Genomic DNA, 23,720 nt, shown 5'->3' with positions numbered 1-23,720 from the left:
GCATTAGAATCTGCTGAATGTGACGATCACGGCTGTAGAACTAGAAACCCTCATTGCCGATGTGCGTGGTGCGTGTCAGCACCTCGAGGCCACGAGGTGGCGCGTCGATACCATCGCGGCTGGTGGGGTGGCGCCCACCATCGGCAGTAACGACGAGACTCGGGTGTTCGCATTCGGCCCCAACCTTCAGACCGCGGCATACCTTGCCAAGATCAACCGCACCAACTTCGATTATCTACACCAAGAGGTTGCCCAGATCGCGCTCCCCTCCCCCACCGAATTCGAGCTCTCCGCCGCCGAGGCCCGCAAGGTTCCCGATTCCACCGGTTTTCTACGGTTCTTCCGCAAACGCCCCGTCGCCGGGGAGCAGGCCATCGCCTGGATGCGATCGCTGGATGTTGCGGCGGTGCACTCAATTCTTTCGGGGATTGACGCCGCCCTGGGCTCCACTCCAACGAATGAATTTACGGGCATTAGTCTCTCCGCGGCCACGGAAGCCATCACGCGCGACCTGATGCAACTCACCAACCGTCCGGTGGAATGGGTGGATGCTCAGCAGGTCAACACCCACGTTGCCGCCGCAGAACGTATCGAAACCCAACTGGCTACCGAGCGGATGTTGGAACAGCGTGTGCAGGAGGCCGCGCGCCAGTTGTGCGAGCAACAGGCGCGCGCGGAGATCCAGCGCACAGACATCTCCGTGTTGGATCAGATCACCGACGGTCGTTTGCGGTTGGGCCCGTTACAGCACCTCACCTTGCACCAGATCGCGCACGCCACGCCCGCTGACCTCACTCCTTACGACGGGGTGGGGGAAAAGACGGCCACGCAAGCCATTGCAGCAGCGCGCAGTTTCATTGAAGACGTCGAGCGGTCACAGATTCCGCGAATTGATTACCAGCAAAAACACGCCTCCACAGGCTATGTGACGGCGCTGGCCAACCTGCTGACATTCCGCGATGACATCCGAGGCCTACCCACGGACGTGATTCAACTGGAGCGGGTGGCGTCGGAATATAAGGTAGCGATAGCCGGTGCCAACAGTTTGCTTACAGAAGTGGAGGCCCACCGCCCCACCCCGAATCTGTCGGCCGAGGAAGCCTGGAATATCTATGCCATTCGCGCAGCGGAGTTCCACGCGTATGGCGACGGCGAACACACGAGCGACGTGCCCGAGGAAGTGGCGCGGCGGATTGAGGACATCAATCTGCAAGGCACCATCAAGGCCAACCTGCGTGGCTATCAGGCGTTTGGCGCGAAATTCGCATTGGCGCAACGCAAGGTACTGATCGGCGACGAAATGGGTTTGGGAAAGACTCTGCAGGCCCTCGCCGCCATCGTGCACATGGCCGCCCAAGGTAGAACGCATGCACTGGTGGTGTGCCCGCCCAGCTTGCGCATCAACTGGGAACGCGAAGTACGTAAATTCACGGAGTTGGAGCCGCTTATTCTGCACGGCCCCAACAAGGAAGCGACGTATGAGGCGTGGACGAAACGCGGCGGAGTGGCCATCGCCGGTTACCCCGAAGTCCGTGCCAACGATCAGCTTACGGGTGCAGACAGCGAGCGGCCCGTCGATGTGCTGGTGGTTGACGAGGCCCACCGTGCGAAGAACCCCAAGTCACTGCAATCTCAAGGGGTGCAGGCACTGACGAAGCGCGCAGAGATCTGCGTGTACCTCACGGGCACACCGCTAGAAAACCGCGTGGCGGAGTTTGAAGCGCTGCTGGGGTACCTGGATCCAGAGATCACCACGCAACTGGAACGGGTGCGCGGGCACGCGGGGAAGTTCAAGAAGACAATCGCGCCCCATTACTTACGCCGCAATCAGTCCGATGTGCTGGCTGAGCTACCGCCACTGCTGGAGGTCGAAGAGTGGATCGAACCGAAGCCGGACGATGTCACCGCTTATGAAAATGCCGTGCAACGTGGGCATTTCATGGATATGCGTCAAGCTTTCAGCGGGCCGCGCAGCGCCAAGATGGAGCGTATGATCGAGCTGCTGGAAGATGGCGCCGATGATGCGAAAACGATCGTGTTCACTTACTTTCGTTCGGTGCTTGACGGCGTGGTGGCGCAATTGGGCGATCGGGCATTCGGGCCGATTGCCGGCGGGGTGAGCCACCAGGAGCGTCAGAAAGCAGTTGATGATTTCACAGTCGCTGGCCCCGGTGCGGTATTGGTATGCCAGATCACAGCTGCCAGCGAAGGATTAAATATTCAGGCGGCCAGCCGGGTGGTTCTGTTCGAACCCCAATTGAATCCTGCCGTGGAGGCCCAGGCTGTGGCGCGTGCGCACCGGATGGGACAAATTCGGACGGTGGAAGTGCACCGCTTACTCACTCCAGATTCTGTCGAGGAGCAACTGCACGCGATGCTGGCGGATAAACGCGCACTGTTTGAGCGTTATGCGCGCGAGTCCGAAGCCGCCGAAATCAACCCCGAGGCCATGGATATTTCCGAAGCGCAGCTGATCAAGGACGTGATCCGGGCTGAACGCGAGCGCATTGGCGAGCCCGAACGCCTGTAAGCACGCCAAGGCGACTCGCCAGGTGACCGCTGGGCGCCACATAGCTGGAGGTCCTGTTGGGTGGCTGAGGCGCTATAGCTCTTTCAGGAAATCCGCGACCGGCCCGCGGCTAATGTGCACGTCGACAACGAACCGCGGGTTGGGTTCCTCGTCGAATTTCCGCGCCAAGAATTGCGCCAGCTCCCCACCTTCGGCCAGTTGCTCCGGAGCGGTGATGGTGATTCCCTCCACACCGAAAGGCGCACCTAACTGGGCAAACTGAACCTCGTCCAACAGCATGGGCTCTACATGCAAACCCTTGGGGCTGTATTGGTGAACTTCAGCGCCGTACGCTGCATCATTGAGGATGATGACGCCCCGCCCCGCGTGACTCTCACTTGGCTCTGCACGCAAAAAGGATTCGACATCTGCGGCGGCCATGAGGCATCCGCCATCACCGGTGATAAGAGCGGTGAATCGTTCCGGCCGCGCGGCTGCTACTCCCACCGCGGAAGGCAATCCCAACCCGATGGTCATGATGGCCGAACCTACGAGCACCAATCCGTGTTGGTCAGGACCCGTGAGGTATTTCGGAACCCAGCCCAGGAAATGCCCACCGTCGGTGACAATTGAGCGTTGCTGGGGCAACAATTCAGCCAGGCGACGCAGAACGAAGCGCGGATCCAACCGCCCATCGGTTGAATCGACTTCGGCGAAACAACCGGGGTCGAGTTCTTCCGATTCACACTCGGGGAGCTTTCCGATCGTGTCCCGCCAGGTCGTAGCGGAGTCGGAGGGCGTCTCGGTCATGAGGGTTGCATCAGCTGGGCACGGCGTCTCGGCAGAGGATGCCGAGTAGGGCTGCTCCCCCTGTGTGCCTAATTCGCGGAGGAGGATCGGAATGGCCGCGGCGAGGTCGGCTTGGATCTCTTGGTCCGGTTGGATGAACCCGCCGGGACTAGGCGCGGAATCGATGCGGACCAGCGTGGCGTCGGCCCCAAAAAGATGCCCACCGCGTGACTGCAGTTTGTTAAGGCTGGCGCCACAGACAACAACGAGATCCGCGGCACGGAAGAGTTCTAAGCGCCCGCGGTGCGCGAAACCGCCGGCGATGCCCAGGCTCCATTCGGTTTCCACGCAATTGGTGGCCCAGGCTGTGGTGCAGACAAGGGCGCCGAGGGTGTCCGCTAAGTGAAGAATGCCGTGTTGGGTTCCGGATTCAACGGCTCCTCTGCCGATGACGAACAACGGGCGGTGCGCGTGACGGAGTTGGGCCGCGAGCTGCCCAAGGTGAGACGCAGCAGCAGTAGTGAGTTGAGAGTTCGCGGCGGGGGTGGAAACAGCACCCACCAGTGCCTTGTTCTCTGCGCTGCCCGCATCGCTAACGGCACCGTTCGGTAGTGCAGGATCCGGCACTACGCGGTCACACAAGTCATGCGCAACCATCACAACAACCGGTGCGCTATGCCGTCTCGCCCATGAAAAAGCCTCGGGCATGATGTCGGCTACATTGTCGAGTGTCAACGTGATGTAGTGAATTCCCAGCGCATCCAACACACCGCGCTGATTGATGTCGATCGGGCGCGGCCCCGTGGTTGGAATGTCCGCGGTCACATAAACCAATGGCACGCGGGCTGCATGCGCCTCGGTGAGAGGGGTCAGCGTATTGGAAAACCCCGGCCCATACGTGGTCGTAGCAACCGCTACCGTCCCACTGGCCCGGTAATAGGCATCGGCTGCAGCCACTGCCCCAGCTTCGTGGCGCACCGCAGTGTACCTCCCACCGGTGGCAACCATAGCGCTGACCATGTGGATATTGCCGTTACCAACCACTCCGAATGCCGCCACATCGTGGCGCACCAAATAGTCGGCTAAAACTTCTGCTACCAGCATTCCATGCCCTACCGCAGGTACTTCTTGACTACCGCTACATCCGCCGACTGCGTTCCACCCGATCCCCAAGTAAAGGCAGCAGCTGTGTAGTTGTCGCCAAAGGAAGCACTAGCAACATTCTGGCTGCCGGAATCAGACCAACCCCACTTGGTTCCCCGCACGCGTGGCAAGTGAGCAGTACCCCAGTTCTGGCGCGTGCCATCCGCGGCCACTGGCGCGGCTTGGCGCATCCAGCGCAGGATGCTCGAACCCGGGTGGTTCTTGCGCAGGCGAGAAAGGAACTTGGCGGAATCGTAAGCACTTGTTACGGAGTTTCCCCAGTGGGGTGCTCCCTTTGTACTGGTCAGGCCATAATCGCGGGCGATTGCGTTAATGGCACCGGGATACTTCCGATTAATTGTCGACGCCGCGCCATCATCGGATAGGCGAATCATCCGTTCCAAGAGCATCCTGTCTTGGGCGGATGGCTTTCGGTAGCGCAAAACGTAATCGGCCATATACATCTTCACGATGGACAAACCTGGACGAGATTCCCTGGCGTTTGGAGTCAGCGACGTTGCCCCATTGTCATGAATGATGGCGATGGTGCTTCGCCCAGGAACCCCGGTGATCACTCGGTGCACTACAGGTTTGACCCCGGGACGCTTGGGCTTGGGTTGCGGGAACCCCGGCAATCCGGGAATCGGCACATTCTGCAGCGATCCCATTGGGTTCGATGCAGCAGGCAGCGGGACGCGTGGCAGCTCGAAGCGCGGTGGTTGCCACGGCGCCGCCTGTGCTGGCACCTCGGAAACCTGAAGACCCGTAGCACAAACCACGGCGACTAAAAATGATGCTCCCCCAGCCTTGTTGAGCTTTTTCACGAGGATAGATTCCGTTCTGCACTGGGCGCCTTCCCAACTATCCGTGGCAGTGGAATAGTGATCTGGCGCACTGATCAGCCCCCACAATATTAGTCCATGGGAAATTCCTCAAAACTTCTCAAGAGGGCAGTGTGCACTCTGTCCTCGCTCACAGGTTTCATCCCCCACGCATCGAGGCCCACATCCACCTGTCCTCGGCCCGTTATCGGGACTGGGGAGTGCAGGTGCCCATGGATAAGGCGATCCACGCGCAAGCGCAGTTCATCATGCCGGGAATCCATCCCTTCGTGGTCGAAACCTGGCCGCGGGAAGTGGCACAGCCAGGCGGGTTCGCCACCAAATTCGTAGTACTGGAAAGGCTGCACGGAATCGAAAACCCGCAAGAAGTCGCGTTGTGCCGCGGCACTATCGGTGTACATCGGATGGCAAGAATCATGATTTCCGGAGATTAGATGTGCCGTGAAATCCACACCCAGGTGGGTTCTGATGTAATGAAACGTATCCTCCAGCAAGCGCAGTGCGCGTTCTTCTTGTGGTCCCCAACCACTGGAGCAATCGCCGAGAACCCACAGTGTATCGCCCGCGCCCAACGTGGCGCGCAGGTTGTCGAGGATGCGCTGATCGTGTTCACCGACATTGTCGTATCCGCGTAGGTTAGCCACGAAAGGATGACCGAGGTGAAGGTCGCTCGTGAACCAAGTGGTGCTCATGCGTTCCACTGTACCGACGGTTAGCCGGTGGTAATCCCCAGGCTAAGCAGGCTGTGGAAAACCGACTTCCTACACCCAAGTTGTCAACGCATCCCGCAAGCGATGTCGCCGCTGGGTGCTAGGGTGCGAAGCACAATGATGGTGATGGGCGCAGGGCGTCGGAACAAAAACAGAACCTACAAGGGGGAAGGTGTGGTATGAGTCAACGAAGTGACGACCTCGCGGCGATGAAGGAGAAAGTGCACAAGCTGCTGGCGCTGGCGCGCGATCGCCAGGGCACGCCGGAGGGGGAAACGTTTGAGAATAAGGCGTTTGAGTTGATGGCCAAGTATGGTGTGTCGGCTGCAGCGTTGGCCGCCGAGGGGGCGAGTGCGCACGGAGCGGGCGCGCATGCGGGTAGTTCGCAGATCAAGCGGCATAAGCAGGAATTCAATGGCGCGTATTCGGACATGCAGTTTGCCCTGTTCAATGGTCTGAGTGCCGCGCTGCACTGCTGCACGCTGCGCTTCAAAGTCCGTGGGTCGGTGCGTGTGGAGGAAGCCATCATGTTCGGCCGCCCGCACCATGTAGATCGGGTGATTATGCTGCACGGATTGCTGGTCTCGCACATGCTGGCCGGTGCGTATGATGCTTCGCGGCCCGCCCGCGTGGTGGGTATTTCCGTGCAGACTCAACGGCGCAGTTGGATGACGGGGTTCGTGGCCAGCGTGTGCGAGCGCTTGGCGGATATTGAGCGCGCGCATGCTGTGGAGTATTCGACGGAAAACACCGCAGGAACACTGGTGTTGCAATCCGACGAGAAACTGGCGATGGCTGCCGCTGCAGCGGAGTTCCCCCATGCCCAATCGAGCCGGATGGGCCGGCGCAGGCTTGATCCAAATAGCTTTGCTAGCGGTGCGGCCACCGGGGAAACTATGGACCTGGGGCAAACTCGGGTCAGCCATCGGCGGGCACTAACCAGCCGATAAACGAGCCCGCGTGGGCGGGACTAGGCTAAACGTGCCCGCGTGAGCGGGACTAGGCCAAACAAGCCCGCGTGAGCGAGACTAAGCTATATGTGTGAATCAACGTGTGAGTGAATTTTCTGAACCAAGACCACAACAACCACACCCCTGGACCCTACTCACCACGATGCACACATCAGCCCCGCGATGGCCGGGTGCCACTCGTGCTGCACTGGCACTGTACGTTCCCGGGCTGATCTGCTTGGCGTTGGGTTTTGAACAGCACATGCTGCTGCTGGCAGCGGGTGTGTTTTCTGTCATCTACGGCGAAGGGCAGCCCTATCGAACTCGGTGGCGCTACATCCTTATCTCCGGCGCGTTACTAATCGGGGGCGTGATGGCAGGTAATGCCGTGGGCCACGTGGTGTGGGGCCACATCGATGCGGGTGGCACGATCTGGTGGCTGGGATTGACGGCCGCGCTGACCATTGTTTTCGGCTTGGTGGGCACGTTCATCCAAAACGCGCTGCTGCTGCCGCCTCCCGGAGTGTTTTTCATCATCATGGTGACCGGCGGCGCCTCGATGAGCGCACGCGCAGGACTCACCCCCTTGGATGTGGGCCTGTGGTGTACCTTCGGCGTGTTGTCCGGTTTGATCTTCGGCATGGCCGCGTTTTTCGTGAATCCCAATGGGCCGGAGGAAACAACGGTGGATAACCTATGCGCGGCAGTACGGGATTTCGAGGAAAACCCTTCGATCGCCGGCAATCATAAGGCGCAAACAGCACTGGCCGGCGCGTGGTCGGCGCTCGACTCTGCGGGCATCATCAACGGTGGTCGCATCATCCGTCCCGAGTTATCGCACCTCGTAGAGCGCACTTTGCAAGCCCGGCAAGATTTAATGCGGATCAATGCCACGTCCGGTGTGATTCCCGTCAGCGATGAGCTGAGCGACTCCCCAGCCCTCGTTGACCCTTCCCGGGCCACCATTCCCCTGGCCCGGCCGGATGTCCGCACTCGCATCAATCGTTCGTTGACGTGGAATTCCCACGCTATGGTGGCCGCGCAGCGCATGGCTTTCGCCGGCGTTATCTCAGCCGCCGTTGGTATCGCGCTGGGATTCGACCGTCCCGACTGGGCCGTGGTCTCAGCAGTCATCATGTTGCAATGGGGACCGGAACGTATCCCTGGGATGGTACGGGGCATCCAGCGAATGCTCGGTTCCATCGTCGGCATCGGCATATTCGCGCTACTTCACCACTTTGAGATCGGCGGATTTTGGATGCTCACCGTCTTGGCGATCGGTCAATTCGGCGCGGAAATCTTTGTGGTGCGGAATTACGCCATCACCGTTATCTTCACCACCCCCATCGCCCTGATGATGGGCAGTTCCACCACCCAGAACATTGGGCATGTCCTCGCTTCTCGAACCCTGGAGGTTTTCATCGCGGTCCTGGCCAGCGTGGCAGTACTGTGGTTCCTCCGCCCCAAAGCTGAGGCTCGCTATCACAGCTTCGTAGCCAAGAACTGCCGCAGTGCCATGGGCGCTTTACTGGGCGCTCTTTTGGTGACGACGCCCCGCCGTGCCCTACCTGAGCGCCGCGACTTGCAGTACGAGCTGCTCACGGAACGGCGTACCGTAATGTCCCTGGCGGCGAATCATCCGTTGCGGGCCGATGAGGTGTGGGAACGGCACCAGCACATGCAGCGAACTGGGTATATGCTGCTGGATTACTGTCACGGGCGGGGGCACCACGAGGCCAGCCTCGACGACCTGTCCCGCCTGGCCGCCCAGGTGCGGTTATTGCTCGATGAGGAACGCCCGGAATTGTCTCGATGAGCAGCCACAACCAGCGCAACCATAACTGGCGCAGCCACAACGAGCGCAACCATAGGCTCGTACAACAAAAAAGGGCTGCGCATCACAAGCACAGCCCCTCTCCAGGTGCAGACTCGCTGCACCGAATCGGTCTACTCCGAATCGGTAGATAGAGCAGCCACGAAGGCCTCTTGCGGCACGGAAACCGAGCCGATGGACTTCATCCGCTTCTTACCTTCCTTCTGCTTTTCCAGCAGCTTGCGCTTACGCGAAATGTCACCGCCGTAGCACTTGGCAAGAACGTCCTTGCGTAGCGCGCGGATATTCTCTCGGGCAATGATCTTCGAACCGATCGCAGCCTGGACGGGCACCTCAAACTGCTGCCGCGGGATGAGCTCCTTGAGCTTCACGGTCATCTTGTTGCCGTACCACTGGGCGTTGTCGCGGTGCACGATGGCACTAAAGGCATCCACCGGATCACCTTGCAGCAAGATATCCACTTTCACCAGATCGGCCAGTTGGTCGCCGGCTTCCTCGTAGTTGAGGGATGCATAGCCCTTGGTGCGGGACTTCAGCATGTCGAAAAAGTCAAAGATGATCTCGCCCAACGGGATGTGGTAGCGCAGCTCCACGCGCTCTTGAGAAAGGAAGTCCATGTTTTTCATCTGGCCACGCTTAGACTGGCACAGCTCCATCGTTCCTCCCAGGAACTGTTCTGGAACGATGATCGTCATGTCCACCATGGGTTCGTAGACTTCGCGCAACTTGCCGCCCGGCCAATCCGAGGGGTTGCGCACGAGTAGTTCTTCCCCATCTTCCTTCACCACGCGGTACACAACGCTGGGGGCGGTGGAAATCAGATCTAGGTCGAATTCTCGCTCCAAGCGGGTGCGGGTGATCTCCATGTGGAGCAGCCCCAAGAAGCCACAACGGAATCCGAAACCGAGAGCCACAGACGTCTCGGGCTCGAAGGTCAGCGAGGCGTCGTTAAGCTGTAGTTTCTCAATAGCCTCGCGAAGGTCGGGGTATTGTGCAGCGGTGACGGGAAAGAGGCCCGAGTACACCATGGGCTTGGGCTCGGCGTAACCCTTCAGTGGGGTATCCGCACCGTTGTGAGCCCACGTGATGGTATCGCCCACCTTGGATTGGCGGACGTCCTTCACACCGGTGATGATGTAACCCACTTCGCCCACGCCCAGACCCTTGGTTTTAACGGGTTCCGGAGAAACCACGCCGATCTCGAGGGTCTCGTGAGTCGCACCAGTGCTCATCATCTGAATTTTCTGGCGGCTTTCAAGACGGCCATCCATCATGCGCACGTAGGTCACTACGCCGCGGTAGATGTCGTAGACCGAATCGAAAATCATAGCGCGCGCTGGGGCATCGGAATCGCCCTGTGGCGCAGGAACCAGCTCACACACGCGGTCCAGCAGCTCCGGCACACCCTCGCCGGTCTTACCGGAAACCCGTAGCACGTCCTCTGGCTCACAACCAATAATGTGAGCAATCTCTGCGGCGTATTTGTCCGGATCCGCCGCAGGCAGGTCAATTTTGTTGAGAACTGGGATGATCTCCAGGTCGTTTTCCATGGCGAGGTACAGATTGGCCAAGGTCTGCGCCTCAATTCCCTGCGCGGCATCAACCAGCAAGATACAGCCTTCACATGCCTCCAATGCACGGGAGACTTCGTACGTGAAGTCCACGTGGCCGGGAGTGTCAATAAGGTGCATCACTAATTCCTCGCCAGCGTGCACACCTGTTCGAGATACCCATGGCAGTCGCACGTTCTGCGCCTTGATCGTGATACCGCGCTCGCGCTCAATATCCATGTTGTCGAGGTATTGGTCGCGCATGTCACGGTCATCCACTACCCCCGACATCTGCAGAATGCGATCCGCCAAGGTGGATTTGCCGTGGTCAATGTGAGCGATAATGCAGAAATTTCGAATGCGAGAGGGGTCGGTAAAAGTCTCCGTCGCATAGTTTTTCTGCTTCGCGGCCATATGGGGTGCCCTCCTAGTTCGTTTACCAGTCCACACTACTATGCGAACCACCGGCGACATATTCCTCTTTCACAGCCACCATCACCCGCGCGCAACAGCCCAAATTGGGGCGAAATCCCCCGCTCGCACACGCAGGCACACCCCACCCACTATGCTGAGCGATACATCCAAAATATCCCCCAACCCTCCGCCTCCCGCTTCGGGTTTCAACCGTTGATGTGCAGTGTGGAAATTTAGTTAACGTGGTGCAGCATGAGTGAGCGAAAGGGCAATCCTCTAGGGCGCGTCCTGCGTTCCATTTTCCAGCGTTCGGGCAGTCTCGATGAGGGGTTGCAGGAAATGGATTCCCAGTTGGGACTCACTGATTCACGTCTGCAGACCATTCGCGAACGCGATGAAACGGTCAAAACCCCAACCCGTGATCTGGCCCGTTCCGTGATTTATGCCCCAGACATGGATGGCCAAGCTGATAGCGGCGAGGTGGTGTGGGTCAACATCCGCACCCACAAATCGGGCGAGCTGGAACGGCGCGCGGTCGTCATCGTTGGTCGTAATCGGAACCACCTCATGGGGTTGCTGATCAGCTCGAATACGGACCATGCTAACGAGGACAACTGGTTGCGGATCGGGCATGGCCCTTGGAATTACGACGCCGACGAGAACTGGGTGCGTTTGGACAAAATACTGCAATTCCCCGAGGCATCCATCCAGCGCCGGGGTGTTTCCATGCCGGAACGGCGATATGAACGCATCGCCACCCAATTGCGCAAGCGTTTTGGGTGGCATTAGGAAATCCGGATGGCCACGCGGAATATCACGTGGGTTTCACGCTGAGTTGCAGCCCCCTCGTCATGCCGAAAGGCGATGGGGATGTCACAGCAGGCTGCGTTGGACCTTCCCGCAGCCACGAACTATTTTTGGTTCGCAAGCCGTGAGCTGGTAGATTATGCAAAGTTCACAACCTTAGCTGGGTTGGAGCGTTCGTCGCATTTCACAGGACCTTGGGTGGAATGTCAGAGATCACGAAGGCACAAACACCCCGCCCAGCTGCATGGTCACTGTTCAGTACGTGAACCGATATTTGTATAGAAAGAGGTATGCCAACCATGGCAAACATCAAGCAGCAGAAGAAGCGCGTTCTCACCAACGAGATCGCTCGTAAGCGCAACCAGGCTATCCGTTCCCGTCTCCGCACCGAAACGCGTAAGTTCAACGCGTTGGTAGAGCAGGGCGACAAGGAAGGCGCCGAGAAGCAGCTGCGCGTTGCTTCCCGTTTCTACGATAAGGCCGTCACCAAGGGCACCATTCACCGCAACAACGCGGCGAACAAAAAGTCCGGCATGGCTGCTCGCTTCAACAAGATGGCCTAAGTGCCTGCTTGGTTCAACACCCCACGGTGTTGAGCACTATCCCGCCTAGCATTTCTTCTCCTCTTTCCCTTTGTGGCAGGGAGGCTAGAACGTTTGCAGGCGGGATTTTTCTATCGCTTTCCCCGCGATGCCAACTCGGCGATCGCACGGACGGCCTCTTCCACCGCATATTCTTCATCGAGCGCGCTGCCTTTGGTGGCGCCATCGAGGTCCGCCACGATCTGTACCGCTTCGGCGATAGCTGCGGGAGTCCAACTGCGTGCGTTGCGCACGGTTTTCTCCAATTGCCATGGGCTCATCCCAAAGGCGCTGGCATCGCGGCGGGCGTCGATCCGACCGGCCCCGGCCACCTTGGCGATGCCAGTAACCCCCATACCTAAAGCCGTAGCCAACGCAATGGGCTTGGCTCCAACCTGCATGGCGCGGCGGGCCATGGCAACAGAATTCGTGATGTGCCCCGTGACCGCGAGGTCAGCCACATCGAATCCAGAAACCTCCGCACGCCCCACGTAGTACGTGTGCACTGACTCCACGGTGACCTTGCCGTCCGTATCTGCCACCAGCTGGCTCACGGCGCTGGCGAGTTCGCGAAGATCGGACCCCACCGCATCGTGCAACGCACTGGACACATCCGTTGCCACGCGCACCCCGTGACTGCGGAACTCCCCATCGATGAAACTCAGAATCGCCCGGCCTTTCAGTGGTGCGGCCTCATGCACAACCGCGCCGAGCTTCGGCCATGTTTGAACGAGTTTTTTATTTCGTCCTTTGCCCTTGTGCCAGATGATCAGCACGATTCCCGGAGCTGGATCGCGGATCGCGCCCTCCACCAGCTCAACAACTTCCTTCCCCTTATCCTCGACCTCGCTGATATAGATGATCCGGTCTTCAGCAAACAAACTGGGGCTGAGCAGTTCTAGCAGCTCCGGCTCGCTGAGCTCCGATGCCTTATGCATCTCTACGGGCAAATCAGGGTTTCCGCTAGCCCGGCGCGCCTGCTGTGCAATCCCCCGTCGCCGACGTTCTGCCAGAAACTCGTCCTCACCGACGATGAGGTTCACAGGCGCGGGCGGCTGGGGCTTGTTCATGTTGATCATTCTGCCACGCCGGGGCGTTCGGGTTCACTTTCGATCCACGGTCCCCGGCACCTCATTCCCATCTCACTTTCGTCCCATTACGGCAGGGATAGATCACCGGAATCCCGCTAGCTGTGAATGAGGGCCGTCCCAGTGGCTCCCCGCATTCTTCCACCACGATCATCCGCGGCTGCACTTCGGACCGCGGCGGTGGCGGCTCATTGGACTGGGCTTCTACCTGAGGCTTTACCCCAAAAGTGGCAATCACCTGCGCTTCCTTAGGAACCACCACCGTGCGGGACCGGTCGGCTACCACTTCCCGCTGCTGTGTCCACGGCTTTTTTGTTTGGTCGACGCCCACAAGTCCCGCTCGCCCCATCACCACCAGGGCGACAATCGCAACCGGCCACGCGCACCGTATTCCCATCCGTTGAGGGTGCCGCACACTCCATACCCCGATACAAGCAATGGTGGCGGTGAGAATAGCGCCTGGCCACGATTCTGGAACAGTGATTTTTGGGCCGTTGGCAAACGAAGACGCGATCCATGCTATCCACTGGGCCGGTGGAACAAGAGCGATCGCAAACCACTTGGTCACCCCGCTACCAATTCCGACAGCGGGCGCTATCGCTCCCACCACACTCACGGCCAACCCTACCGTCGTGACGAGGGGGACAGCCCATAGGACTAATACGTTGGCGACGATGGTAACGACCGGCAACTGTCCCGTCATGTGCGCAATAACCGGGATGGTGACTAGGTCCGCGGCTATCGCCACCATCAGTACCCGGATAAACTGCGCCTCCCATTGCTGCGGGAAACGGTGAAAGTGCCGGGCCGTGAGACCAGCCCACCACCGCAGTGTTGCTGCGGACCACCGCGGGGCCAGCACGGCAATGCCCGCGGTGGCTACCACGGACAGGACGAATCCGTAATTCACCGCCAGGTTGGGATCCACGCTGAGCAGCACGATGATGCTGATGCACAGTGCCACCACTATGTCCTTCCAACGCGCGGTGGCTACGGCGATCACCCCGATCAAACCCATAACAGTGGCACGTAGCACGCTCGGCTCCGGACCGACGACCGCCATGAATGCACATATCGACATTCCAGTGAGGACAGTACGTGTCCGTCGGCGCAACCCGCATGCCGTCGCAAGCACCATCACGCTGCTGGCCAGGATGGCGATATTGGATCCCGAAACGGCGCTCAAATGACTAAGACCTGTGTTGACGAATTCCTGGCGCACCGCAGGAGTTTGCATACTCACATCCCCCATCACCATGCCCGGAACCAATCGTCGGATTTCGTCCGGTAGCCAAGAGATATTCGTCCAAAGGCTCCATCGAAGGCGCTGGGCAATGGCCCACAGGCCGCGCGGTTCCCCGCCTTCAACGGGGCGCACATCGCGCTGCGACGACAATTGCAAAGGCAAGACGAGCGCTTTATCCGTCCGACGCACCGTGGCGGAGATGTTCACACGCTTACCCGGTGCCAGTAGGGTACTCAAAGGTTTATCGCGGACCCGATTAGACTGTGGTTTGTGCGGTGCTGCCCCGCTCTCTGTTTCCTGGGTTGTGCCGCCGTCACCGTTCAGCGCGGTTTCGCCCTGTGTGTGCGGTGCTGCCCCGCTCTCTGTTTCCTGGGTTGTGCCGCCGTCACCTTGCAGCGCGGTTTCGCCCCCATCCAACCCCCGCAACTCGTCGCGCTCCACGAATAAAGGCACAACTCCCACTCCCGGAACCTCCACGGGAACCTGCACCCGGCCTCGATCCATTAGTCGCGGCAATCCAGCAATGGTTACCTCTCCTCGGAAATGCTGAGTGCTGTGTGAACTCAACCACGCAAGCTGATCGGCGTGCACAATGCGTACGGTAGCCATCCCCGCGACCGTGCCCGCTGCCACGGTACACACCACCAATTGCCAACACAGTGCATGCATGATTTTTCGCCGCGTGAACTCCTGTTGCGACCGCGCCTTGCCCCGGCCACGCCAGTAGCGCACGTTGCTCACCCCAATCACTCCCCCGGCATGTGCAGCTACCACCGCGCACGCGACAGCGGGCACACCCGAGCGATCGACCATGGTCCACGCCACGGCAATCCACACCGCTGCCGCCACGGGAACCAACCGTGCATCGGGACCGCGCCGCTGCCGAATGGCCTCCGGGGACCGCGGGTCACGCGCAGCAGCGACATTCGGATCTAACGTCACCCTCATGGAACACCCATTTCTGGTCGTTTGTCGTCACACCGTTACCGAATCCTTCATGGTGGCGAACTTGGCGGGTCCAATGCCCCGGACCTCCATGAGTTGTTCCACCGATCGGAACTTGCCATTAGTCGTGCGCCATTCCACAATCGCCTTCGCCGTAGCGGGCCCCACCCCACTGAGGGTTTCCAATGCTGCCTCATCAGCGGTATTAATGTTCACCTTCCCTGCTTCCCCCGGTTTGTTACCTTCTGCTCCGGCGGATCCCGTAGTGCCTCCCGCTGCTGCAGACGGTGCATGCGCACCCGCCCCATCACCGCTAGCAGCCCCATCCGCACCACCGGTCATTCCAACGGGCAGCACTAGTCGAGAACCCCTGGGATCAATGACGATCTGCATCCCATCGGCAACCTGCTGCGCAAGATTGAGCCCATCCACCCGTGCCCGCGAATGCGTGGGCCCAGCCAAGGAAATAACATCCCCCACCCGCAAATCATCTTTCACCCGTAACAGGCCAGGATGGGCAACCATGCCTTGCACGCTGACGACGATGATCCCAGAGCCATTGGTCGTGATCTCACTGTCCGCACGCTCGCCCGATGCATCGGTTTTCCCATCAACATCAGACGAACCGCCCGCACGATCCCCACTTCTGCCACCAGTACCTTCACCACCCCTCCCCGCGCGCTCGTGTGGTGCCCCGGATCCCGGGTGACTCACCACGGTTGTTTCGCTCGTTGGCACACTCAAGGCGTGAGTACCACCCACTCCAGTGCCACCATTACCGTTTTGCTCGTCCGTCCCGGCCAACACGCGGATTCCCATAACGGCACCAACCACCACTGCTAGGAAAACCACCGCCGCCAGGACGATGGTGCCCGATCGCATGGTGAATCCACGCCGGGTATCCAAATCCAGCTCGGCAATCTGATGTTCAGCCACAGGTTGCGTAAGCTCCTCCACTCGCTTGTGCAAGAGTTGCCGACGCGTGCCCTCCGCTGTCTTTGATGATTTTTCCGCCCGCATTGCACCCATGCGTCGAAGTAAAACACTCCCGGCCACTGCCTCCTACTGGGTCGCTCCCAGACGCACCGCATAAGCCCTGCAGCCTGTGAATACTGGAGTGGCTGTGGAAAACCGGTAATTAACCCGCGCGCAATCCCCGCGCGCGCCCGCGCTAACCCGGATACTCACCCTGCAAGCGAACCGGATTATTCGGGCGCCAGCTGCACCGTTGAAACCGCTACGGCACCGGCACCTGTGTGGACCTGCACGGCCTCTCCCATGGGAATTAAGTGCAGCTCTACCTTCGGCACAACATGTGTCGCACCGTATGCCGCTTCGGGCTCCGCGGATTCTGCTTCCACCACCGCCGCAATCTTCTGCACGGCCCGACTTGCAACAACGCGCTCCAAGAACGTAGTTGCCGACTTCGCTACCTCGTTAACAATCTCGCGCACTGCGGACTTCGCGGTGTCTTCTTCCGCCACGCCCGCTTCACCCCCATCATGAGCGTTTTTCGGGCGGCGGGGCGTCGGGGTAGAAGAAGCAGAAGCCCCATCCTCAGTACCGATGTCTCCATCCCCAAGCTCTTGCACGGCCACCTGTATCCGTGCCAGCAGGCTGGCCGCAGCTTCTGGATCATCTGCGTAATGCACCGCGACACGCATTACCGGGGCGGTCACCTGCGCGGGATCCTCATCGGATGCGACCTCAACTGATGCCTGCTTGACCTGATCCACGACCAGGTTCAGCATTCGATCCATCGCCTTATTCTGCGTGCGGGAACGGGCGGCCAATGTCAGCTTGCCCCCAGAAATCGCGAAGACCGGCTTGAATGCCAACGCGGAGGTAAACAGGCTTCGCGCCGTGGACAAACGGCCACCCTTGCGCAGTGAGTCAATACGGTGTACGTACAGCCACAGCCGAGAGGACGTCAAAGCCTCCCGCGCCGTGGATTCCACCTCGTCCAAGGAACCGCCCTTGTTCGCGCATTCAGCCGCGGCGAGGGCTGCGTACCCAATGGCCATCCCAGCGGATTCGGAATCAATAACTCGAACGGCATCGGCGGTCTCTACGGTATCGCCGACCACCCCCGCAGCCGTTGTGCCATTGGACCACGTTGCGCTGAGGCCTTTGGCGATGTGAAGGGCCACCACGCCATCATCACCACTACGTTCCAACAAACGCGCGTAGTGAGCGGTGAGCTCCATTGCGCTCAAGCCCGCTGTGGTGCGCTCCTCACCTTCCCCACCCGCATGGATGGGCACCACGGTCACCCCCGCTGCCGCTGCCAACTCAACGGGCAGACAACTGGCGGAATCGGTCAGCACTTGAACGGTCATCGCAGTTGCTCCCCCGTCTTGTCGGTTCCCGCGGCGCTATTTCCCTCGCCGCTTGTTTCCTCACCGCCCTCATCTGGGCTGGGTGCACCCGCAGGAGCAGCCGCATTCGCATGCACGTTCCAGCCTTCAAGCAACCACTTTGGTGTTTTCCACCAGTCTTTCGCTCCGCTGGGAACCAGTGGGACCGTCGACCCGTCGACGGCAGGCACGCTGGAATCCCCGGCACCAACAAACTGTGGGCGCGCCAGAAGTTGCGACCAGCACACGTTTCCTAGACCGGAAAACACCAGCGAGTGACTGCTGGGCAGGTTTAACAGGCGAGCAGTCAGCGCACCAATCGTGCCACCGTGGGCTACGATCACAACCAGTCCCCGATCAAACGCATCGGTATTCATCACCTCGTCGACCACCGCGAAGGCGCGCTCGGCCACCTGCACACGAGATTCTCCCTGCGGCGGAGCCCACTCGGGGTCGTGTTTCCAGTACGCGCGCTGGCCTGGGTAATCGGCGTCGACTTCCTTATGCGACGCCCCTTGCCACGCCCCCAGATCCGTTTCCCGTAGGCGCTGGTCCGTTTCGACGTCGACACCCCACGGTTCTGCCAGAATGCGAGCGGTTTCTTCCGCTCGCTCCAAATCGCTGGCGATGACGCGCGAAACTGTCCATCCCGCCAGCACCTCGGCTGCGGCGCGGGCCTGCTCTCGGCCGACCTCGCTCAGTTCGGTATCCAGCTGCCCCTGCATCCGACCAGTTGCGTTGTATTCCGTTTGGCCATGACGAATCAGCACCAAACGGCGATCAACTGGGTAGGCGGCAGTCATTAGAGTTCGTCCGCGTCCGGGGTTGGGCCCGCGAGCGGGAGCTCTTCGGCGCTGCTCACATTACGCTCATCGACTTCAGCTGCGTTCCACTCGGGGCCGCGGTCGATTTGTTCCACACCGTCGACCTCAATTTGGGGTGCATCTCGCCACAAACGATCCAGCGCATAAAATTCGCGCTCATCCTTGCGCTGAATGTGGACAACAATGTCACCGTAATCGAGTAGAACCCAACGACCCTCCCCGCGTCCTTCGCGGCGGGTGGGCTTGAACCCTTCATCGTGCAGCTGATCCTCAACCTCGTCGATGATCGCGTTCACTTGGCGCTCGTTATCGCCGGAAGCAATCACGAAGCAGTCGGTGATGGCCAGACGTTCGGAAACGTCAATCACCAAAATATCCTCCGCCAGCTTGTCAGCAGCGGCGCGGGCAGCCAAGCCCGCCATTGCAATTGAATCTGCGTGGGCAGTCAAATGGTCAGCCTTTCGAAAATCTCTTTTTTAGCTATGTTACCGCACATACATGCGGTGCTTTGCGATGTATTGCACCACCCCGTCGGGCACTAGGTACCACACCGGCCGGCCGGAAGCCGCGCGCTCACGGATATCGGTTGAGCTGATGGCCATCGCTGGAATCTCCACCAAGCGCAGTCGCCCGGCTTCCAACTCGCGCTTGAGCGGGGAGGTGGTGGCGTCGGAAAAAGATAGGGAGTAGCCCGGCCGAGTCACCCCGACAAAGTGGGCCAGCTCGAACATGGATTCCCAATCGCGCCACGTGACGATCTTATTCAGGGCATCGGCGCCGGTGATGAAAAACAACTCGGCGTCGGGGTAGATTTCCCGCATGTCCGTCAAGGTATCGACGGTGAACGTGTCCCCCTCGCGCTCGATATCTACGCGGGAGACCTCGAAACTCGGATTGGACGCGGTGGCGATAACTGTCATGAGGTAGCGATCCTCCGCCGCCGAAACGTTCTTACCCTTCTTCTGCCAAGGCTGGCCGGTGGGAACGTACACCACTACGTCCAGATCGAACATGTCTGCCACCTCAGACCCAGCCACTAGGTGCCCATTGTGGATCGGGTCGAACGTTCCGCCCATGATTCCTACACGACGCGGACTGTCGTGCGTATGTCGCTGGGATTCGTACTGGCGGGGATCTGGTTTCGCGTCAGGCTGCGGGGATGTCACGTAGAACTAACTCCTTGAGGGACTGGGTTGCTAGCCACGCTTCGGGTTCCACGGACCTGCCGTTGAGGCCCAAGGAAATGCCGGCTGGCGGTCATGGTGGCCACCATGCACGGATACCTTTCACGCGGTGCACGGGTTTAGAATAGCCTTACTATGTCCTCGCAGCACTCAACCAGCTCGGCTGAGCACCCTCGTCGCCCCTCACCCCGCAAACGCCACCCCGGTGGGATTAACCCTTGGGTCCCCAACCAGCACGGAGCGTGGGCAATGCTGGTGGCGCCCATGCTGGTGGGCGCGATCATCGGATTGGCCTACGAAGGGCCGTCCGGTCAACACCACCGTGCTGCAATTCCCGCCATCGCAATCGCGTGGATGCTGGGATACTTCTGGTTTTTCGCATACGGGTTATGGTTCAAGGCTCGCTCGGCCAACCGCAAAGCCCAGTACGCTCGCCCCATGCTCGTGTACGGTGTAGTTTCTGCGCTAGCAGGGCTTTTTGCACTGATTCAGTATCCCGGCTTGGCGTGGTGGGCTTTAATCTTTGCGCCCTTGGTTGCGGTAGCTGTCGAAGAAATTATTCGACGCCGCCCGCGTTCCCTGATTTCGGGCATCGCAACCACGTTGGCTAGTTCGGCTCTGCTCTTAGTGATGGTCAGCGCCGGCGAATTCGCGCCCATGCCGTGGTTCTTTTTCAACGTGCCTGCTGAGATCTGGGTGGTGGCTTTATCCACCGCGTTGTATTACGTGGGCACGATTTTTTACGTGAAGACTATGATCCGCGAAAAGGGAAACGCCCCGTTTGAGAATTTGTCACACAATTACCACGCGGTCGCCGTCGTTCTCACGATCGCGGCCACCGCGACGGCGTTTTTCGGTGGAGGACGCAACCTGGCCAGCACGTTGTTGCTGATTACCGTCATGACTGCCGCGTGGTGGCGCAGCGTGGCGATCCCCGCCGACGCCCAGAAAAACCCCACCACTTGGACTCCCAAGAAGGTGGGGTTGTGGGAAATTCCGCTGGTCTTAGCTCTTATTGCCGCGGGAGTAGCAGTCGTCTAAACGACGTGCCTATGCCGCCCACGCCGCCGGGGTCTCCCGCGCTACCGTGGTGCGAAGGTCATCAACCGGCTGAGGGGCGAACTTGCACCATCAGATTAGGGGCGAACCTGGCCGTCGCCAGAGACAACCCACTTGGTGGAGGTCAATTCCGGTAGACCCATTGGCCCACGAGCATGCAGCTTCTGGGTGGAGATGCCAATCTCGGCACCAAAGCCGAACATTTCGCCATCAGTCCACGCGGTTGAGGTGTTGATGGAAACCGCAGCGGAATCCACGAAGGTCTCGAAATAGTTGGTCACGCTGTAGTCTTGGGCGGCGATGCCTTCGGTGTGACCGGTGGAGTACTTTTTGATATGCTCAACGGCCTCTTGCACGCCATCGACCAGTGCCACAGCAATGTCGAAGGACAGGTACTCATCAGTCCAGTCCTCATCGGTTGCTTCCACAACGTCATCGGCAAGCCCGTCCAGCTCTGCCTTCTTGCCGTGTAACGTCACGCCTTCATCCTGCAGAGCCTTGAGAACACGCTTCTTGTCCTGGTCTGGCAGGTTGGTATCTAGCAGCAGCACCTCGGTGGCATTGCACACGGAGCAACGGCGGGTCTTGCCGTTAATCACCAGCTTGATTGCGGTATCGACATCTGCGGAATTGTCGATATAAAAGTGGCAGTTGCCCGTTCCCGTTTCAATCGTGGGGACGGTCGCACCGGTTACCACCGCGTTGATCAAACCGGCGCCACCGCGCGGGATAACAAGGTCGACCAAACCGCGGGCGGTGATCAGGTCCTGTACCGAGTCGTGTGTATCGCATGGCAGCAACTGCACGATCTCGCGGGGCAGACCATATTCAGCGGCCACGTTTTGCAGGATTTCCACGAGTTTTTCGTTGGTGTGCCGAGCGGACTTGGAACCGCGGAGCAACGGAATATTGCCAGACTTCACCGCGAGGCCGAACGCATCGACGGTGACGTTGGGGCGCGCTTCGTAGACCATTCCCATCACGCCCAGGGGAACGCGAACCTGCTTGAGGCGCAAACCGTTGGGGCGAGTGTGTCCCCGGACGATCTCACCCACTGGGTCGTTCAAGCCGACAACGAGGCGCAGGCCGTTGGCGATGCCCTTGATCCGCTCCTCATCCAACTGCAGGCGATCCAGCAAGCTGTCAGACAGGCCGCGTTCTTTACCTGCGGCCAGGTCCTCTTCGTTTGCCTGCAGGATCTCCTCGGTGTTGGCTTCGAGAGCTTCAGCGGCTTTTTCCAGCAGCTCATTTTTCTGCAGGGTGGTAAGCAGAACCTGCTGGCTTACTTCTTTGGCCTTGCGCGCCTTGTCATACACTTCTGCGCGCTCGGCTTGGCGTTCGGGGGTCACATTAGCGTTGTTGTCAGTCATAACCTTCACAGTATCGGGGTTGTTCATTACTAGTTGGATAAATTCAGTTGAGCCGAGAGTGCCGTAAAACTACTGGGTACAATCAGCTGAGCCCTATCAGCTGGGCTCTTCAGCTGATCCCTATCAGCTGGGCCATATGCTGCTAGTTCGAAGTTCTTGCTCACTAGCTGGGTATATTCAGCTGGGCACGGTTGGAATAGGTTGACATGTAATCCGCATGAACCACGGGGCGGCGCGCAAACTCGGGCATATCCTGGGTTGGCCGACCGATCATGCCATCGAGCATGACGGAATCATAAGCTACCTCTCCCCTGCCTACCAGAACACCCTCAGGATCGACAATGTCCACGATATCCCCCTGGGAGAAGTCTCCTTCTACCAAGGTAATGCCTACAGCCAGCAAGGACTTACGGTTGTTCGTCACGGCTTCGACAGCACCTGCATCCAAGTGCAAACGGCCCCTAGAATCAGCCGCGTACAGCACCCAGAACTTCCAGGCGCTCAAGCGGTCTTCATCTGGCCAGAAGCACGTTCCCACCTGGGCATCATCGAGCGCTGCACCAATGTTCTCCGTTGATGTCAACAACACGGGAACACCTGCGCGCGAGGCCAGGCGTGCGGCAGACACTTTTGCCGCCATGCCACCTGTGCCTAGGCGCCCACCATCGCCTGCGATCACACCCCGCAGATCCTTACCAGAGCGCACTTCAGGAATGAAGTTGGCATCCGGTTCGGCGGGATTACGGTCGTACAAGCCATCTACGTCGCTGAGCAGCACGAGGGCGTCGGCGAAAGCAAGGTGACTAACCAGGGCGGCTAAGCGATCGTTGTCACCGAACCGCATTTCGGATGTCGCAACCGTGTCATTCTCATTCACGATAGGCACGGTCTTCAGTTGCCGCAACCGGTCGATCGTGCGCTGCGCATTGCGGGCACGGTCACGCTCCGCAGCATCAGACGCCGTGAGCAACACCTGGCCAATCGTGCGCCCGTAGCGGGCAAATGATCGTGCCCACTCCTGTGCAAGCAGTACCTGGCCGACAGCCGCGGCGGCTTGTTTCGTAGCCAAATCAGTTGGGCGCTGGGACAGTTCCAAAGGGCCCATACCACAAGCGACAGCGCCCGAGGACACAACGATAACGTCCGTGCCCCGGTCCATCCGTGCCTCTAACGCATCGGCAATGGTGTCGATGCGTTCGGGGTTCACCTGGCCATCGTCATCCGTCAAGGAAGACGAACCGATTTTTACAACGAGGCGACGGGCGTGTGCTACATCGCGACGTACGTCGGATTCATGACCCATCGCGGGATCATCCGGATCCGCCTCGGGGTCGGGAAACTCTACCGTCGTGGCAGGGATCACCGGCCCCGGGGTGTGAACGGGTCGAGATCCGAAGGCAGGAACCGGTTCGGCTCCCCCCACAGTCTCATCGTCTCGATCTTCAACATCTGGGTTGGGATTCGGCATATATCCCATTATGCCAGCCAAAAAACGTTGGCATGACTAAATAACTATTC

At 59.6% G+C, this 23,720-nt stretch carries 19 protein-coding genes; 6 read left to right on the top strand and 13 right to left on the bottom strand.

Translation table 11 applies throughout. The annotated features are described in order from the left end of the window. The first annotated feature begins 19 nt into the window (after positions 1-19). The gene (locus CAURIC_RS03305) at positions 20-2,530 is read left to right on the top strand and encodes a DEAD/DEAH box helicase (protein ID WP_265914775.1); all 2,511 of its coding nucleotides are present in this window, start codon (positions 20-22) and stop codon (positions 2,528-2,530) included. A 72-nt stretch (positions 2,531-2,602) separates the two neighbouring features. Here the strand turns inward: CAURIC_RS03305 and CAURIC_RS03300 are convergent, their stop codons facing one another. The 3 genes from CAURIC_RS03300 to CAURIC_RS03290 all read right to left on the bottom strand — a co-directional run bounded on the left by CAURIC_RS03300 (position 2,603) and on the right by CAURIC_RS03290 (position 5,975). Then, the gene (locus CAURIC_RS03300; RefSeq protein ID WP_052094815.1) at positions 2,603-4,402 is read right to left on the bottom strand and encodes a thiamine pyrophosphate-binding protein; all 1,800 of its coding nucleotides are present in this window, start codon (positions 4,400-4,402) and stop codon (positions 2,603-2,605) included. Positions 4,403-4,410: 8 nt separating this feature from the next. After that, positions 4,411-5,265 (bottom strand): serine hydrolase, encoded by an 855-nt coding sequence (locus CAURIC_RS03295; protein WP_035113457.1) that lies wholly within the window; start codon positions 5,263-5,265, stop codon positions 4,411-4,413. 89 nt (positions 5,266-5,354) lie between these two features. Then, positions 5,355-5,975, bottom strand: coding sequence for a metallophosphoesterase (locus tag CAURIC_RS03290; protein ID WP_035113286.1), 621 nt, complete (start codon positions 5,973-5,975; stop codon positions 5,355-5,357). Positions 5,976-6,172: 197 nt separating this feature from the next. Between CAURIC_RS03290 and CAURIC_RS03285 the strand changes: the two genes are divergently transcribed. Continuing rightward, the gene (locus CAURIC_RS03285) at positions 6,173-6,943 is read left to right on the top strand and encodes a DUF2786 domain-containing protein (protein ID WP_084588087.1); all 771 of its coding nucleotides are present in this window, start codon (positions 6,173-6,175) and stop codon (positions 6,941-6,943) included. A gap of 163 nt (positions 6,944-7,106) precedes the next feature. Continuing rightward, the gene (locus tag CAURIC_RS03280) at positions 7,107-8,759 is read left to right on the top strand and encodes an FUSC family protein (RefSeq protein WP_290183308.1); all 1,653 of its coding nucleotides are present in this window, start codon (positions 7,107-7,109) and stop codon (positions 8,757-8,759) included. A gap of 131 nt (positions 8,760-8,890) precedes the next feature. Here CAURIC_RS03280 and lepA read toward each other — a convergent pair whose 3' ends face one another. Continuing rightward, positions 8,891-10,741, bottom strand: coding sequence for a translation elongation factor 4 (lepA, locus tag CAURIC_RS03275; RefSeq protein WP_290183306.1), 1,851 nt, complete (start codon positions 10,739-10,741; stop codon positions 8,891-8,893). A 252-nt stretch (positions 10,742-10,993) separates the two neighbouring features. Here lepA and CAURIC_RS03270 point away from each other — a divergent pair, with 252 nt between their 5' ends. Together CAURIC_RS03270 and rpsT are read left to right on the top strand one after the other, a co-directional pair. Further along, a complete protein-coding gene (locus tag CAURIC_RS03270; protein ID WP_035113284.1) occupies positions 10,994-11,530 on the top strand; it encodes a type II toxin-antitoxin system PemK/MazF family toxin in 537 nt (178 codons plus the stop codon). A 317-nt stretch (positions 11,531-11,847) separates the two neighbouring features. After that, positions 11,848-12,111, top strand: coding sequence for a 30S ribosomal protein S20 (gene rpsT, locus CAURIC_RS03265; RefSeq protein WP_035113456.1), 264 nt, complete (start codon positions 11,848-11,850; stop codon positions 12,109-12,111). Between the two features lie 110 nt (positions 12,112-12,221). On the opposite strand, the gene holA is transcribed toward rpsT, so the two are convergent. The 7 genes from holA to nadD form a co-directional block, all read right to left on the bottom strand. Then, entirely contained in the window at positions 12,222-13,199 is a 978-nt protein-coding gene (gene holA, locus CAURIC_RS03260) for a DNA polymerase III subunit delta (RefSeq protein ID WP_290183303.1), read from the bottom strand. Positions 13,200-13,260: 61 nt separating this feature from the next. After that, entirely contained in the window at positions 13,261-15,411 is a 2,151-nt protein-coding gene (locus tag CAURIC_RS03255) for a ComEC/Rec2 family competence protein (protein WP_290183301.1), read from the bottom strand. A 27-nt stretch (positions 15,412-15,438) separates the two neighbouring features. Next, the gene (locus CAURIC_RS03250; RefSeq protein WP_172644036.1) at positions 15,439-16,344 is read right to left on the bottom strand and encodes a ComEA family DNA-binding protein; all 906 of its coding nucleotides are present in this window, start codon (positions 16,342-16,344) and stop codon (positions 15,439-15,441) included. Between the two features lie 269 nt (positions 16,345-16,613). Continuing rightward, entirely contained in the window at positions 16,614-17,747 is a 1,134-nt protein-coding gene (locus tag CAURIC_RS03245; protein WP_035113283.1) for a DegV family protein, read from the bottom strand. After that, positions 17,744-18,568 (bottom strand): histidine phosphatase family protein, encoded by an 825-nt coding sequence (locus tag CAURIC_RS03240; protein WP_282939213.1) that lies wholly within the window; start codon positions 18,566-18,568, stop codon positions 17,744-17,746. The genes CAURIC_RS03245 and CAURIC_RS03240 overlap by 4 nt, the downstream gene beginning before the upstream one ends. Then, on the bottom strand, positions 18,568-19,038 hold the full coding sequence (rsfS, locus tag CAURIC_RS03235; protein WP_035113282.1) for a ribosome silencing factor: 471 nt from the start codon (positions 19,036-19,038) through the stop codon (positions 18,568-18,570). The genes CAURIC_RS03240 and rsfS overlap by 1 nt, the downstream gene beginning before the upstream one ends. A gap of 36 nt (positions 19,039-19,074) precedes the next feature. After that, entirely contained in the window at positions 19,075-19,755 is a 681-nt protein-coding gene (gene nadD, locus CAURIC_RS03230) for a nicotinate-nucleotide adenylyltransferase (protein WP_172644035.1), read from the bottom strand. Between the two features lie 153 nt (positions 19,756-19,908). Here nadD and CAURIC_RS03225 point away from each other — a divergent pair, with 153 nt between their 5' ends. Next, positions 19,909-20,814, top strand: a complete 906-nt coding sequence (locus CAURIC_RS03225) for a YwiC-like family protein (RefSeq protein ID WP_084588085.1) — start codon at positions 19,909-19,911, stop codon at positions 20,812-20,814. A 95-nt stretch (positions 20,815-20,909) separates the two neighbouring features. Here the strand turns inward: CAURIC_RS03225 and CAURIC_RS03220 are convergent, their stop codons facing one another. Both CAURIC_RS03220 and proB read right to left on the bottom strand, forming a co-directional pair. After that, positions 20,910-22,202, bottom strand: coding sequence for a glutamate-5-semialdehyde dehydrogenase (locus CAURIC_RS03220; RefSeq protein ID WP_035113452.1), 1,293 nt, complete (start codon positions 22,200-22,202; stop codon positions 20,910-20,912). 163 nt (positions 22,203-22,365) lie between these two features. Further along, complete coding sequence (proB, locus tag CAURIC_RS03215) at positions 22,366-23,505, bottom strand: glutamate 5-kinase (RefSeq protein WP_425474819.1); 1,140 nt, start codon at positions 23,503-23,505, stop codon at positions 22,366-22,368. Positions 23,506-23,720 lie beyond the last annotated feature (215 nt).

Source organism: Corynebacterium auriscanis, assembly GCF_030408435.1.
GTDB classification, from domain to species: domain Bacteria; phylum Actinomycetota; class Actinomycetes; order Mycobacteriales; family Mycobacteriaceae; genus Corynebacterium; species Corynebacterium auriscanis.
The sequence above is the reverse complement of the archived record's forward strand: the minus strand, read 5'-3'. Positions and strand labels throughout refer to the sequence as shown.

Coding starts and splice junctions, on each gene's coding strand:
- CAURIC_RS03245 (WP_035113283.1), bottom strand. CDS start 17,747: ATGACCGTTCAAGTGCTGACCGATTCCGCCAGTTGTCTGCCCGTTGAG.
- rpsT (WP_035113456.1), top strand. CDS start 11,848: ATGGCAAACATCAAGCAGCAGAAGAAGCGCGTTCTCACCAACGAGATC.
- lepA (WP_290183306.1), bottom strand. CDS start 10,741: ATGGCCGCGAAGCAGAAAAACTATGCGACGGAGACTTTTACCGACCCC.
- CAURIC_RS03290 (WP_035113286.1), bottom strand. CDS start 5,975: ATGAGCACCACTTGGTTCACGAGCGACCTTCACCTCGGTCATCCTTTC.
- CAURIC_RS03240 (WP_282939213.1), bottom strand. CDS start 18,568: ATGACTGCCGCCTACCCAGTTGATCGCCGTTTGGTGCTGATTCGTCAT.
- CAURIC_RS03220 (WP_035113452.1), bottom strand. CDS start 22,202: ATGACTGACAACAACGCTAATGTGACCCCCGAACGCCAAGCCGAGCGC.
- holA (WP_290183303.1), bottom strand. CDS start 13,199: ATGAACAAGCCCCAGCCGCCCGCGCCTGTGAACCTCATCGTCGGTGAG.
- CAURIC_RS03270 (WP_035113284.1), top strand. CDS start 10,994: ATGAGTGAGCGAAAGGGCAATCCTCTAGGGCGCGTCCTGCGTTCCATT.
- CAURIC_RS03280 (WP_290183308.1), top strand. CDS start 7,107: ATGCACACATCAGCCCCGCGATGGCCGGGTGCCACTCGTGCTGCACTG.
- CAURIC_RS03285 (WP_084588087.1), top strand. CDS start 6,173: ATGAGTCAACGAAGTGACGACCTCGCGGCGATGAAGGAGAAAGTGCAC.
- proB (WP_425474819.1), bottom strand. CDS start 23,505: ATGGGTCATGAATCCGACGTACGTCGCGATGTAGCACACGCCCGTCGC.
- CAURIC_RS03255 (WP_290183301.1), bottom strand. CDS start 15,411: ATGAGGGTGACGTTAGATCCGAATGTCGCTGCTGCGCGTGACCCGCGG.
- CAURIC_RS03225 (WP_084588085.1), top strand. CDS start 19,909: ATGTCCTCGCAGCACTCAACCAGCTCGGCTGAGCACCCTCGTCGCCCC.
- CAURIC_RS03300 (WP_052094815.1), bottom strand. CDS start 4,402: ATGCTGGTAGCAGAAGTTTTAGCCGACTATTTGGTGCGCCACGATGTG.